General features: G+C 34.0%; 18 protein-coding genes. 12 read left to right on the top strand and 6 right to left on the bottom strand.

Annotation, left to right across the window (positions count from 1 at the left end):
- Positions 1 to 54: 54 nt before the first annotated feature.
- The 10 genes from ACNQF8_RS08790 (at position 55) to ACNQF8_RS08745 (ending at position 7,390) form a co-directional block, all read left to right on the top strand.
- A complete protein-coding gene (locus ACNQF8_RS08790; protein ID WP_417953255.1) occupies positions 55 to 1,194 on the top strand; it encodes an acyl-CoA dehydrogenase family protein in 1,140 nt (379 codons plus the stop codon).
- Positions 1,195 to 1,279: 85 nt separating this feature from the next.
- Positions 1,280 to 1,957: a Crp/Fnr family transcriptional regulator gene (locus ACNQF8_RS08785; RefSeq protein WP_417953254.1), complete on the top strand. Its 678-nt coding sequence runs from the start codon at positions 1,280 to 1,282 to the stop codon at positions 1,955 to 1,957.
- 80 nt (positions 1,958 to 2,037) lie between these two features.
- Entirely contained in the window at positions 2,038 to 2,637 is a 600-nt protein-coding gene (locus ACNQF8_RS08780) for a peroxiredoxin-like family protein (RefSeq protein WP_417952050.1), read from the top strand.
- A 2-nt stretch (positions 2,638 to 2,639) separates the two neighbouring features.
- The gene (locus ACNQF8_RS08775) at positions 2,640 to 3,098 is read left to right on the top strand and encodes a YHS domain-containing (seleno)protein (protein ID WP_417952049.1); all 459 of its coding nucleotides are present in this window, start codon (positions 2,640 to 2,642) and stop codon (positions 3,096 to 3,098) included.
- A gap of 13 nt (positions 3,099 to 3,111) precedes the next feature.
- On the top strand, positions 3,112 to 3,492 hold the full coding sequence (locus ACNQF8_RS08770; protein ID WP_417952048.1) for a DoxX family protein: 381 nt from the start codon (positions 3,112 to 3,114) through the stop codon (positions 3,490 to 3,492).
- A 9-nt stretch (positions 3,493 to 3,501) separates the two neighbouring features.
- Complete coding sequence (locus ACNQF8_RS08765; protein ID WP_417952047.1) at positions 3,502 to 3,990, top strand: DinB family protein; 489 nt, start codon at positions 3,502 to 3,504, stop codon at positions 3,988 to 3,990.
- Complete coding sequence (locus tag ACNQF8_RS08760; RefSeq protein ID WP_417953253.1) at positions 3,978 to 4,688, top strand: NRDE family protein; 711 nt, start codon at positions 3,978 to 3,980, stop codon at positions 4,686 to 4,688. The genes ACNQF8_RS08765 and ACNQF8_RS08760 overlap by 13 nt, the downstream gene beginning before the upstream one ends.
- Positions 4,689 to 4,698: 10 nt before the next feature.
- The gene (locus ACNQF8_RS08755; RefSeq protein ID WP_417952045.1) at positions 4,699 to 5,733 is read left to right on the top strand and encodes a D-alanine--D-alanine ligase; all 1,035 of its coding nucleotides are present in this window, start codon (positions 4,699 to 4,701) and stop codon (positions 5,731 to 5,733) included.
- A gap of 4 nt (positions 5,734 to 5,737) precedes the next feature.
- Positions 5,738 to 6,391 (top strand): hypothetical protein, encoded by a 654-nt coding sequence (locus tag ACNQF8_RS08750; RefSeq protein ID WP_417952044.1) that lies wholly within the window; start codon positions 5,738 to 5,740, stop codon positions 6,389 to 6,391.
- An 18-nt stretch (positions 6,392 to 6,409) separates the two neighbouring features.
- A complete protein-coding gene (locus tag ACNQF8_RS08745) occupies positions 6,410 to 7,390 on the top strand; it encodes a M20/M25/M40 family metallo-hydrolase (RefSeq protein ID WP_417953252.1) in 981 nt (326 codons plus the stop codon).
- Here the strand turns inward: ACNQF8_RS08745 and ACNQF8_RS08740 are convergent.
- The gene (locus ACNQF8_RS08740; protein WP_417952042.1) at positions 7,383 to 7,961 is read right to left on the bottom strand and encodes a GNAT family acetyltransferase; all 579 of its coding nucleotides are present in this window, start codon (positions 7,959 to 7,961) and stop codon (positions 7,383 to 7,385) included. The two genes, ACNQF8_RS08745 and ACNQF8_RS08740, sit on opposite strands and share 8 nt — an antisense overlap.
- 131 nt (positions 7,962 to 8,092) lie before the next feature.
- Between ACNQF8_RS08740 and ACNQF8_RS08735 the strand changes: the two genes are divergently transcribed.
- Positions 8,093 to 8,770 carry an SDR family NAD(P)-dependent oxidoreductase gene (locus tag ACNQF8_RS08735; protein WP_417952041.1) on the top strand — a complete coding sequence of 226 codons (678 nt, stop codon included), beginning with the start codon at positions 8,093 to 8,095 and terminating at the stop codon, positions 8,768 to 8,770.
- Between the two features lie 12 nt (positions 8,771 to 8,782).
- On the top strand, positions 8,783 to 9,385 hold the full coding sequence (locus ACNQF8_RS08730; RefSeq protein WP_113636767.1) for a SprT-like domain-containing protein: 603 nt from the start codon (positions 8,783 to 8,785) through the stop codon (positions 9,383 to 9,385).
- A 4-nt stretch (positions 9,386 to 9,389) separates the two neighbouring features.
- Here ACNQF8_RS08730 and ACNQF8_RS08725 read toward each other — a convergent pair whose 3' ends face one another.
- The 5 genes from ACNQF8_RS08725 to ACNQF8_RS08705 form a co-directional block, all read right to left on the bottom strand.
- Positions 9,390 to 10,151, bottom strand: coding sequence for an ABC transporter ATP-binding protein (locus tag ACNQF8_RS08725; protein WP_099713472.1), 762 nt, complete (start codon positions 10,149 to 10,151; stop codon positions 9,390 to 9,392).
- Positions 10,148 to 10,897: an MlaE family ABC transporter permease gene (locus ACNQF8_RS08720; RefSeq protein WP_315211282.1), complete on the bottom strand. Its 750-nt coding sequence runs from the start codon at positions 10,895 to 10,897 to the stop codon at positions 10,148 to 10,150. The genes ACNQF8_RS08725 and ACNQF8_RS08720 overlap by 4 nt, the downstream gene beginning before the upstream one ends.
- Before the next feature lie 68 nt (positions 10,898 to 10,965).
- Positions 10,966 to 11,814, bottom strand: coding sequence for a glycosyltransferase family 2 protein (locus ACNQF8_RS08715; protein WP_417952040.1), 849 nt, complete (start codon positions 11,812 to 11,814; stop codon positions 10,966 to 10,968).
- Positions 11,814 to 12,338 (bottom strand): methyltransferase, encoded by a 525-nt coding sequence (locus ACNQF8_RS08710; protein ID WP_417952039.1) that lies wholly within the window; start codon positions 12,336 to 12,338, stop codon positions 11,814 to 11,816. Before ACNQF8_RS08710 ends, ACNQF8_RS08715 begins: the two co-directional genes overlap by 1 nt.
- A 235-nt stretch (positions 12,339 to 12,573) precedes the next feature.
- On the bottom strand, positions 12,574 to 13,632 hold the full coding sequence (locus tag ACNQF8_RS08705) for a 3-oxoacyl-ACP synthase III family protein (RefSeq protein ID WP_417952038.1): 1,059 nt from the start codon (positions 13,630 to 13,632) through the stop codon (positions 12,574 to 12,576).
- Positions 13,633 to 13,716: the final 84 nt, after the last annotated feature.

Raw genomic sequence — 13,716 nt, 5'->3', positions numbered from 1 at the left:
TTTAATAATTACTTTTGAGCACAAATTTAAGAACATTTAATTTACAATAAAAATATGGATTTTAATCTAACCGAAGAACATTTAATGATTCAGCAAGCCGCTAAAGATTTTGCTGTAGCAGAATTATTACCGGGTGTTATTGAACGTGATGAACATTCAAAATTCCCAACGGAGCAAGTGAAAATGATGGCCGATTTAGGTTTTATGGGAATGATGGTAGATCCTAAATATGGTGGATCTGGTTTAGACAGTATTTCCTATGTTTTGGCAATGACGGAAATTGCAAAAGTTGATGCTTCTGCGGCTGTAATCATGTCTGTAAACAACTCTTTGGTTTGTGCAGGTCTTGAAAAATATTGCAATGAAGAGCAAAAAATGAAATACTTAGTGCCACTTGCAAAAGGAGAAGTGATTGGAGCATTTTGCTTGTCAGAGCCTGAAGCGGGAAGTGACGCTACTTCGCAAAAAACAACAGCGATAGACAAAGGGGATCATTATTTATTAAATGGAACTAAAAACTGGATAACAAACGGATCAACCGCTTCAACGTACATTGTAATTGCTCAAACTGATATTGAAAAAGGACACAAAGGAATCAATGCTTTTATCGTAGAAAAAGGTTGGGCTGGATTTGATATTGGACCAAAAGAAAGAAAAATGGGAATTCGTGGAAGCGATACGCATTCTTTAATGTTCACTGATGTAAAAGTTCCTAAAGAAAATAGAATTGGTGCCGATGGATTTGGATTTGCTTTTGCAATGAATGTGCTAAATGGCGGAAGAATTGGAATTGCATCACAAGCGTTAGGAATTGCGACAGGTGCTTATGAAATTGCACTAAAATATTCGCACGAGAGAAAAGCATTTGGAAAAGAAATTTTCAATCATCAAGCGATTGCTTTCAAACTGGCTGATATGTATGTAAAAGTTACTGCCGCAAAATTATTGGTAATGAAAGCGGCTTGCGAAAAAGATGAAGGTAAGGATATTGCGCACTCTGGAGCAATGGCAAAACTATATGCGTCAGAAATCGCTTTAGAAGTGGCCAATGAAGCCGTTCAAATTCACGGTGGAAATGGTTACGTAGCTGAATATCATGTGGAACGTATGATGCGCGACTCTAAAATCACGCAAATTTATGAAGGGACTTCTGAAATTCAACGAATTGTGATTTCAAGAGGATTGGTTTCGTAAAGAGAACAAAATAGTTGTTTAAGCCCTTTCTAATTTCGGTTAGAAAGGGCTTTGTTTTTTTAATACATTTACTAAAATAATTTTTATGTACGAAGATTTAAAATATTGGTATTTGCGCGATCACAAATTGTTTAGAACGTTGAGTTTTGGGCAAATCAGACAATTGTGTATTATTACCGGTTTTAAAAAAGCGCAGAAAGGCGAAATTATTTATTTTTCTTCATCGGATTTACCAAGAATTTTTTTACTGAAAAAGGGAAACATAAAGATTGTTGCAGTTGATGAAGACGGAAACGAGACTATAAAAGATATTATTCAAAAAGGAGATTTATTTGGGGAACTGACTTTGGAAGCAGACAGCCAGTCCAATGAATATGCAAAAGTGCTTTCTGATGATGTGGCTATTTGTAGTTTTCTAATGTCGGATTTTGAAGATTTATTACTTAGAAATCCAAGTCTGGCATTGTCGTACACCAAGTTTGTAGGTCTAAAGATGAAACGCATTAAGAACAGTTATTCTAATCTGATTTCTAAGGATGCTAAAACAAGATTGTTTCAATTCTTAAAAGATTGGGCGGAGAAAGAAGGGGTACGAACTGAAAATACCGTGGTTATTGAAAATTACCTAACCCAAAACGATATTGCACAAATTATTTGTACTTCGAGACAAACTGCTACTCAATTACTCAATGAAATGGAAACGCATGGTGCAATTATTTACAACAGGAAAGAAATCATTATAACAGACATCAGTAAATTATAATTATTTTTGTAGAACTGTAACATAGCCGACAAATCATTTCGAAATAGCACAGTAGTTTTACAACTTCAAAATGTAACACTATGAAAAAAATAATTTATCTGGCTTTATTTGCAATTGGATTATCAGTTCATGCTCAAAATGACTTACCAAAACAGGCAATAGAAATCGCTCCATTACTTATTGGAGAAAAAATTCCTTCAATCACTTTAAAATCTGTAGATAATACAGATGTTGATTTAATGGAATTAATCAGTAAAAAAAGGACGGTTTTAGTTTTTTACCGTGGCGGTTGGTGCCCGTATTGTAACGCTCATTTAGCAGCGTTAGCTGAAGCCGAAAAAGAATTACTAGCTTTAGGATATCAAATCATTGCTATAAGTCCTGATGCTCCAGCAAACTTGAAGGTTACAGATGATAAAGAAAAATTAAATTATTTATTATTATCTGACAGCATAGGCAAATTATCGAAATCCGTTGGTATTGCATTTCAAGCTCCAGAAAATTATAAGGCTACAATAGCTAAAGGTTCTGATGGTATGAATAATTCTTTTTTGCCTGTTCCGGCGGTGTTTATTTTAAATGTAAATGCTGAAATTGAATTTGAACACATCGCCCCAAATTTCAAAAATAGAATTTCAAATGATTTGTTGATTGCTGTTGCAAAATCTTTAAATAAATAATCATGAAAAAGCTACTGTTTGTTCTAATTGTATTGTTTGCTCTTTCTGGCTTTGCACAAAAAGAAAGCAAGCGTCTAACTCATTTTAATCTTGAAAAAAATGTGGCTATTCAAGGATATGATCCTGTGGCTTATTTCAAACAAGGAAAAGCTGTCAAAGGGAAAAAAGAAATAACAGCATTGCATGAAGGCGTGGTTTATTATTTTTCGATGCCAGTTAATAAAGAATATTTCTTGAAGAATCCTTCAAAATTTGAACCGCAATATGGAGGTTGGTGCGCTTTTGCAATGGGCGACTCTAATGAAAAAGTGTCAGTAAATCCGGAGACTTTCAAAATCAGTAATGGAAAATTGTATTTGTTTTACAATGCTTTCTTTAATAATACATTGAAAAGCTGGAACAAGAATGAATCTGGATTGATGATGAAGGCTGATACAAACTGGAATAAAATAGTTAAATAAAAAAATAGAAATAATGAAACTATCTCTGTTTTTCTGGTTGCTGAGACTTACGGTAGCAGTAATTTTAGTGCAAACACTATATTTTAAATTTACGGCTAGTGAAGAATCGGTTTATATTTTTTCGGCTTTGGGAATAGAACCGTATGGAAGAATTGGTACTGGAATTGCCGAGTTGATTACGGTAATTTTGATTTTAATACCAAGAACTTCGTTGTTTGGTGCTATAATGGGTTGCGGCATCATGGTTGGTGCGATTTTTGCTCATCTGTTTGTGCTTGAGATTGAAGTAAAAAATGATGGTGGTACACTTTTTATTTTGGCACTAATTACCTTTCTTTGTTGTATTACTTTGGTTTTTAAGGATAGAACTAAAGTGATGAATTTGTTGAATTAAAACTTAAATATGCTAATACCTTCTATTAATAATAGTTTAAACGAACTGATTGATTTGCTGAAGCAATTGTCACAAAATGAATATTCAAATTCTTGTGCGGAATTAAGTAATGCAACTATTGGTGAGCATACAAGGCATATTATTGAAATGTTTCAGTGCTTAGAAAATCAATATGATTTAGGCATTGTGAATTATGACAAAAGAGAAAGAAATATTCGTATTCAAAAGGATACTGCTTTTGCCATTGAAAACATCGTCTTGATTCAACAAAATTTAGATAAAAAAAATAAGAATATCGAGTTGTTGCAAATTATTGATGGAGAGGAAATTCGAATTGAAAGCAATTACTTTAGAGAATTACTATATAATTTGGAGCATTGTATTCACCATCAGGCGCTTATAAAAGTAGCTATTTTGCAATGTGAAACAGTAACAATTGATCCTAATTTTGGTGTTGCTCGATCTACCATAGAATATAGAAATCAATGTGCACAGTAAGTTTTGTTAAAACGAATGATAGAATTATCATTACTTCAAATCGGGATGAAAAAACAGTAAGACCGAGTGCAATACCACCAAGAAGTTATACCGTAAATGGAAAAAATCTTATTTTTCCAAAGGATCCAAAAGCAGGAGGAACTTGGTTTGTTGCTAATGCAGATGGAGTAATTTTGGTGCTTTTAAATGGTGCCGATGAAAAGCATGAAGTACAGCTACCGTATCGAAAAAGCCGTGGCTTGATTGTTTTAGATATGATCAGCAGCTTATCGCCAAAGGATTTCTGGAGCGAAATTGATTTGGAAAATATAGAACCTTTTACGTTAGTTTTATTTCAAGATAACGCTCTTTTTCAATTGCGCTGGAACGGAATAGAAAAGCGAACAACTCCTTTGAATATTCATCAAAATCATATTTGGTCTTCATCGACTTTGTATTCCTCATCGATTCGTGAAAAGCGTGCCGACTGGTTTCATACTTTTATGGATGGAAATTCTGAAATTTCCGAATCAAAAATGCACGATTTTCATCGCTATACCGAAGAAGGAAATGATGAAAATGGCTTGGTCATTAATAGAAATGACGAGATTAAAACGTTAAGTATCACGCAAGCGGTTATTGAAAAAAATAAAGTAGCTATATTGCATTACGATTTGATTGCGCAACAGGATTTTTCGACCTCATTTATCACCGTTTAAAGAACTTAATTTGAAACTATTTTTTCATAAAATTACCCATTGGGAATATTGGCCTTTCCAGATTGTTTATATTCCAATTTATTTTCTTTGGTCCTATTATTCCATCAAAGCAAAATCTATTTTTTTCTTCAATGCCTCTAATCCAACCATAAAAAATGGCGGTTTTATGATGGAGTCCAAAAAAGAAATCTACAATTTGATTCCACAACAGTATTACCCAAAAACAGAATTAATAAAAGAAGGAACCACTCTTGAAGAAATTTTAAATACGATTCAAGTATCAAAAATAAAATATCCCTTGATTGCAAAACCAGATATTGGACTGCGAGGGTCTGGGGTCAAAAAAATCAATGCCGTTCAAGATTTAAAAGAATATGCTGAAAAAGCAAATTTCGATTATGTAGTGCAGGATTTAATTCCGTTTGATAATGAAGTTGGAATTTTTTATGTGCGTTATCCTCATGAAAAAGTGGGCAGAATTACAGGAATAGTTTCCAAAGAATTTTTGATTATTACCGGAAACGGATTCTCTACCGTAGAGGAATTAATCAAAGAAAATCCTCGGTACGAACTGCAATTAAAGGTTTTGAAACAGGAATACGGAAAAAAACTACTCGATATTCTTCCTAAAGGGGAAAAATTAAATTTGGTGCCTTATGGAAATCATGCACGAGGTGCAAAATTCATTGATGGAAGTCATTGGATTACACCCAAATTAACACAAACCATCAACGAAATGTGTCTGCAAATTCCAGGTTTCTACTTTGGTAGATTGGATGTGATGTATAATACAATTGAAGAATTAGAACAAGGATTACATTTTTCAGTTGTGGAACTGAATGGTGCTGCAAGTGAGCCTACACATATTTATGACCCAAAACATTCTTTGTTTTTTGCATGGAAAGAACTTGCGCGTCACATTACGTATATGTATGAAATAAGTGTGGCAAACCATAAAAATGGCGCTCCATATTTACAACATAAAGATGGGATGAAGGAATACAGAATGCATTTGGAACAAAGCAATAGAATTGTAAATTTCTAAAATTATGAAGGCATTAAAAAACATTTTCGTTGGTTTTTTAGTGAGTTTTATCGGTTCGATACCGTTAGGATATTTGAATGTTGTAGGTTTTGAAATCTATTCAAAGCTAGGAATGAACAGTCTGGTATTCTTTTTATTAGGAGTAATTTTCGTGGAGATGTTTGTGATTTATTTCACTTTAGTTTTCGCAAAGCAATTAGTCAATAATAAAAAACTTATGAAAATTATTGATTTTTTTGCCGTTTTCTTTCTGTTAATTTTAGGGTATTCTTTTTATGCTAATTCCAATCAAACAGTTGAAGAACAAGGGGTTTTGGAGAAATATGCAATGTATTCTCCTTTCCTTATCGGTGTGTTTTTGAATTGTATCAATTTTCTTCAATTGCCGTTTTGGACCGGTTGGAATCTTTATTTGATGAATGGGAATTATATTTCCATTGTAAAAAAGCTAAAACTGTATTATGTTTCAGGGACTTTGATGGGTACATTTTTTGGGATGCTAACTCTAGTTTTGATTTTGAATACCTTATCTCAAAACACAACCAGTTTTTCTAAATATGTAATGCCCGTAATAATTCCGTCATTTTTTGTGATTTTAGCTTTTGTTCAAATGGTTAAAGTGTACAAGAAATATTATCGAAATAAAGCCATATTATAAAATAGAAACCTCAATGTCATGAAAAAAGCATTCCTATCTCTTTCTTTAGTTTTCTTTGGTTGCTTATCAAATTCAGTTGTAATTGCCCAAACAACTAGTGAGACGCAATTAAAAACAGTTGATATTGAATATAAAGTGAAAGAAGAAAATGTTGCCGAAACATTGAAATATTTAGCTTTGGATGAACTGGAAGGACGGGAAACCGGAAAAGCAGGAATGGTAAAAGCTGCTGATTATTTAGAACAAATTTTCAGGGATAATAATGTAAAACCGTATTTCAAATCGTATCGCGATACGTTATCAACTTTTAAGGAAACTGCCTTCAATGTTGTAGGTATTGTTGAAGGAAATGACCCAGTTCTTAAAAATGAATTTATAATTCTAAGTGCACATTACGATCATATTGGTTTGGATAAAAAAGGGGTGAATGGAGATTTCATAAACAATGGAGCCAATGATGATGCCTCAGGAACTACTGCAGTTGCTGAAATGGCGAAATATTTCAGTACCGCTAAAAACAATAAACGCAGTATTCTTTTTGTATTTTTTTCAGGAGAAGAAAAAGGTTTGTTAGGTTCTAAACATTTAGCCAAAAAACTAAAAACACAAGATTTTAAATTGTATGCTCAGTTCAATATTGAAATGATTGGTGTACCTATGAAAAGAGATTTCCTAGCCTATATAACCGGTTTTGAGAAATCTAATATGGCAGATAAAATCAATGGATATACCGGGAAAAATACGATTGGTTTTCTTCCAAAAGAAGCCGAATATCAATTGTTTTACAGATCAGACAACTTCTCTTTTTATGATGTTTTCAAAGTACCTTGTCAATCTGTGAGTACGTTTGATTTTGAAAATTTTGAATTCTACCATCATGTTTCTGATGATTTCAAAGCGATGGATATTCCGCACATGACTTCGTTTATTCAGGAATTACTACCGGCTGTAACGCAAATGGCAAATTCGCCAACACAAGAAATCATAATGCTCAAGTAGTTGAAGAAACTGCCTTTTTCATATCGTAAGCCAAAATGAAGTATTCATTATTGTTGAATTGAAAATCCCCAATAATGATCCATTTTAGTTTTTCGGTATGCGCTTTTGTAGACGGGATATTTACTTTGTTGATAAATGTCAAGGCCAATGGATATTTTTGCAACATGTGTGTTCTCATGAATTCAAACAGTGGTGTGATCAATCCCTTGCCACGATATTCCTTGTGAATGCAAATGGGGCCGTATTGAAAACTATTGGTGGTGGTGATGTCAAAATCTAAAAAGGTTAGTTCCGGAAACAATGAACTCATGTAATTGAAAATAGGCCATTGTTTGAAAAAATCCCAACTTCCTGCAAAAATATAAGCAATGATTTTGTTATTGTCTTTGGCAACAAATAAGTTATTTTCATTGATGACTTCGGTTAGTTGCTCAATAGTAAATGGCGTGGTAACAAACCCGGAAGCTTTTTCTTCTTCGGATAAATTAGCTACAAGATACAATTCCTGTAATGCCAATACACCATCGATGTCATTCATTTTTGCAGTTTCGAATTGTATGCTTTCTGTCATTTTATGAAAATTCAGGTGTTAATTTGATTTACCAAAAATAAGCAAAATTATAGGAATCTTTAATTTTTATTGTGACAACAATCCTTTGCGTAAAGCATTAGTTTTTTATGGTTTTTGTTTATTTTTGCTCTATGAAAAATATCATCATCACAGGAACGAGTAGAGGTATAGGATTTGAGTTGGCATTGCAATTTGCCAATGAGGGACACCAAGTGTTAGCCATTTCCAGAAAAATTCCTCAAGCTTTGTTGGGTAACGAAAATATCACCTGTCTTTCAGTTGATTTATCTGCTGAATCCGAATTATTGAAAGTAAGCGATTTCCTTTCCAAGTCTTGGAAACAAATAGACGCAGTCATTCATAACGCAGGAAGTTTATTGCTAAAACCTTTTTCAGAAACCACTCAGGAAGATTTTGAAAATATCTATAAAGTCAATGTTTTTGGAGTTGCTAATTTGACTCGAATTTGCCTGCCTTATTTACAAAAAGGAAGCCACGTAGTAACAATAAGTTCTATGGGTGGCATTCAAGGAAGTTTAAAGTTTGCTGGATTGGCAGCGTATAGCTCGAGTAAAGGTGCAGTTATTACTTTGTCTGAATTGTTAGCTGAAGAATACAAAGAGCGTGGGATTTCTTTCAATGTTTTAGCTTTGGGTTCCGTGCAAACAGAAATGCTGGCTGAAGCTTTTCCAGGCTATCAAGCTCCAATAACTGCGGGCGAAATGGCAAATTATATTTATGATTTCACTTTGACTGGAAATAAATATTTCAACGGTAAAGTATTGCAAGTTTCTTCTACGAATCCTTAATTCATAATTACTTTGAGCGAAACCTTAGCCAGATACATTCCAGAGCATGCGGTAAAACCCGTTTTCGAACTTATTGTTGCCAATCAAGTGCATCTTAAGATTGTAAACGAGCGTCAGACGCGTCATGGTGATTATCGAAAAGGGTTGAATGGGAAGCATGAAATCACGGTGAATTCAAATCTAAATAAATACAAGTTCTTGATTACGTTGATTCATGAAATCTCGCATTTAGTGGCGTTTGAAAAATTTGGAAGAAACATTAAACCTCATGGAAACGAGTGGAAATATTCTTTTCAACGGTTGATGATTCCTTACATTCGACCAGAAATTTTCCCGAATCACTTGTTGCCTTTATTAGCGAGGCATTTCAAAAATCCCACAGCCAGCAGCGATACAGATGCTACTTTGGCATTAGCCTTGAAACAATTTGATCAGCAAAATGATAAGAATTATGTTTTTGAAATTCCGTACGGCAGTGTTTTTCGAATACAAAACGGAAAGATTTTCAAGAAAATAGCGATAAGAACCAAGCGTTTTGAATGCTTGGAAATGAGTTCCGGAAAGACTTATTTATTCAATCCTAATGCTGAGGTAGAATTGTTGAAATCAAGTTAGCCTTCTATTCTTTCAAATACGCTTCTCTTACTTTTTTGAACAAATTAGAAGAATAAACAAAGGCAACAACAGCCTCATTATCGGTTCTGAAAATTTCTTCTTTGGTTCCTTCCCAAGCTTTTAAACCATCTTTTAAGAATAAAATTTTCTCTCCTATTTCCATCACAGAGTTCATATCATGCGTATTTATTACTGTCGTGATATTATATTCTTCAGTGATTTCTTTGATAAGATTATCAATTAAAATAGCCGTGTTTGGGTCTAAACCAGAGTTTGGTTCATCGCAAAATAGGTATTTTGGGTTGTTTACAATCGCACGCGCAATCGCAACTCGTTTTTGCATTCCTCCTGAAATTTCCGAAGGTAGTTTTTTATGGGCGTCAGTAAGGTTGACTCTTTTTAATACAAAGTCTACGCGTTCCTGAATTTTTGAATTATTGTCTTTGGTAAACATTTTCAACGGGAAGCCTACGTTTTCGGCAACTGTCATGGAATCAAACAAGGCACTTCCTTGAAAAACCATTCCTATTTCAGTACGTAGATCTCGTTTTTCATCCGGATTTAATTCAGAATAAATTCTTCCGTCAAATGAAATGGTTCCAGATTCTGGAGTGTGTATTCCTAAAAGACTTTTAAGCAGAACTGTTTTTCCAGATCCACTTTGTCCAATAATTAAATTCGTTTTTCCTGTTTCAAAAATAGTGGAAACACCTTTAAGAATTTTGATACCGCCAAATGATTTTTCTATGTTTTTTACTTCTATCATGAGCCAAGTAACAATTGAGTTAATATATAATTAAAAGTAATTATGGTAACTGATGTCCAAACAAAGGATACCGTACTTGCGCGTCCTACTTCGAGTGCACCACCTTTCATATAATATCCGTGAAAAGAAGGAATAGTTGCTAATAACATAGCAAAAATTAAAGTTTTAAGAAAAGCATAAACGATATGAAATGGAATAAAATCCAATTGTGCGCCATTTATAAATTCATCGCTGGAAGTAAATCCACCATAAACTCCAGCCATCCAGCCGCCCAAAACACCAAGAAACATACTGATTCCAATAACAAAAGGATAAAGAAGTAAGGCAATTATTTTAGGGAAAACTAAATAGTTTAGCGAGTTTACTCCCATCACTTCAAGAGCGTCAATTTGTTCTGTAACTCGCATGGTTCCAATGCTTGACGTAATAAAAGAACCCATTTTTCCTGCCATAATCACCGAGATGAACGTAGGAGCAAATTCTAATATTACAGATTGTCTTGTAGCAAACCCAATAAGGTATTTTGGTATTAATGGATTGGTCAGGTTTAATGCGGTTTGTATGGCAACAACGCCTCCAACAAAGAAAGAAATGAATGCTACAATACCAAGGGAGCCAATAATTAAATCGTCTATTTCCTTAAAAATTAGATTTTTCATCACAGACCATTTTGTCTGTTTATTGAAAATTTCTTTTAGCATTAAGAAGTATCTTCCTATCTGCGTTATATATCGAATGAGCATCATAGTTTTGTGAATATGGGCTAAATTACAAAAATAGTTATGAGTTATAAGTTTTGCGTTCGTAGTTTTCGTTAGAAAATTTTTTCTTTCATTTTCTTCAAACGATACTTGCGAATGAATTTAGCTTGTTCTGTTGTTACCAATAATGGTGTTTTAGCTGCTTTTGCTTTCCAAAAACCTTTGATATAATCTAAAAAGAGTAATGGTTTCTTTTTCATCATCGCCAGTTTTGCCGAAGCTATGGAAGTGATTAAAAATCCGTAGCCTAAAGTATAAAACGCTTCTCCTTGTTTATAACGGGCAGTTTTGTTGTAATTAGCACCAGTTGGTTTTAGGTGTTTTACGATTAGTGAGGCATCAGTAACTACTTTCCATCCGTAAAATTTTGATAATAATTCATCAACGGTGTCCCAACCCATAGCTGGTTTTAAATTTCCTAGTTGTTGGAAGCATGCTTTTCTATACGCTTTGAATGCGCCACGAATGTGGTCTTTATCGGTTAGATTTTCCAGAATCCATTCGCCATTTTTTTCAATGTAGGCAAATCCGCCAGCCATTCCTATCGTTGCATCTTTTTCGAAAATGTTTAAAATAGTTTCAAAATAATTGTTGGGTAGAATTAAGTCGGCATCTAGTTTTACGATAACGTCATACTCATCGTCCAATGTTTCGAATCCTTTATGAAAAGCCTGTATAACTTTACTTCCCGGTAAATGTATCGCCCTTGAAGTTTTGTTTACTAAAGAGATAAACGGATTTTCTTTGGCGTAAGCCGTAACGATTTCGGCAGTTTTATCCGTAGAGTTATCATTGACAATCACTACTTTTTTTGGTAAAACAGTTTGAGAAATCAAAGAATCTAAAGTTAAAGCGATGAAAGCTTCTTCGTTATGAGCCGGAATAACAATGTAATAATTCATTATTTTATTTTTTCAGCGTAAACAATATAATATCGGTTGGTGAACTTTCTTAATAAGGGACGTAGGCCAAATTTCTTTACGGGATTTGTCCATTTGTCACGGTCGATTATTTTCCAGCCTGTTTTTTCCAATAACCAGTCCAATTGCCAATCTTCAAATTCATGGTAATGTCTGTCCCACATATCGGTTTTACTTCTATAAGCTGGTGAAAACCACAAACGCATTGGGATAGAGATAAAAAGTTTATCCGATTTTATTTCGCTTAAAATAGTATAGGGATTCAATAAATGTTCAAAGATTTCGAAAGCGGTTACCACATCTTTTTTTTCTGTTGAAAATACGGATTGGTCTTTGTCTAAGTCTTCTCCAGTTGTATTTGTAACTGCAAATCCTTCAGATTTCATGATTTTAGAGAAAGGATTTTCTACACCTAAATCCAATATCGTCTCTGAAATTGAGACGTGTTTTTTTAGAAATTCTAAAGTATGTTTGAATCTTTTATTGGGAAACGTTTTTTCGTACATGTTTTTTTGATTTTGCCACTAGGGCACGAAGGCACAAATATAGTAATAAATGTGTTTTTGGGCATTGTTTTTTAGCCCGGATGGGAATGAAAATCCCGGAGCTTTAAAATGTAGTTTTTCAAGGTACAAAAAGCGACTGAAAGAAGCTTTCTTGTACCTTAGAAAAACAAGTTTTGAAGTGAGGAATTGTAGTGTACAGCCGGATTAGCTCCTGATTGTTGTGTTCCTCGAATGATTAATATCTGTAAACAAATGCGTTGATGTTCATTCCTGCTCCCACGGATGCAAAGATAAGAACATCTCCTTTTTGTATGGATTGATTTTCTATTTGTCCGCGAATTAATAGATCAAAAAGAGTGGGAACGGTGGCTACGCTGCTATTTCCCAGTTCATGGATACTCATGGGCATGATGTCTTTTGGGACGGGTCTGTCGTATAATTTGTAAAAACGTTGAATTATGGCTTCATCCATTTTTTCATTGGCTTGATGAATAAGAATCTTTTTTACATCATCAATACCTAATCCGCTTTTATCCAGGCAACTTTTCATTGCTGCAGGAACTTGGCTTAATGCAAATTCATAGATTTTGCGCCCATACATTTTTATGTAACGAATGTCTGGGTCTAAATCTGGGTTGTATGATTTTCCAAAAAACAAGTAATTAGCTTCATCATTAGCATAAGTCGCACTTTCGTAAGCCAGCATTCCAGTTTCGTCATCAGAAGCTTCAATGATAGAAGCACCAGCACCATCCGAATAAATCATCGAATCCCTGTCATGCGCATCAACTACTCTCGAGAGCGTTTCAGCTCCAATTACCAGACATCGTTTTGCCATTCCCGATTTTATAAATGCGTTGGCTTGAAGTACACCTTCAATCCAACCCGGACATCCAAAGAGGATATCGTAAGCAACGCATTTTGGATTCTTTATTTGTAGTTTATTTTTAACACGTGTGGCTAAACTAGGAATCATATCGGATTGATTTGTTCCGCATTTTACATCGCCAAAATTATGAGCAAAGATAATGTAGTCAATTGTTTCCTTATCAATCCCAGCATTTTCTATTGCTTTTTGAGATGCAAAGAAAGCTAAATCAGATGAGGTGTATTGATCTTCGGCATAGCGTCTGTGTTCTATACCAGTAATTCCTTTAAATTTATTTATGACTACTTCATTAGGGTAACCAAAAGCTGTTCCGTCTTCATTCAAAAAAACATGTTCACTAAAGTCAGTATTGCTTACTTTTTTCTCAGGAATATAACTTCCTATTCCAGTTATTTTTATTTTCATCGGGTTGTTTTTCCAAAAATTCACGCTAATTTAATGATAAATAAATTAGTAGACTCACAAAATTTACTATGCATGCATATAATT

It is taken from the genome of Flavobacterium labens, assembly GCF_048286755.1.
Lineage (GTDB): Bacteria > Bacteroidota > Bacteroidia > Flavobacteriales > Flavobacteriaceae > Flavobacterium.
This window is presented reverse-complemented; position numbering and strand designations above follow the sequence as displayed.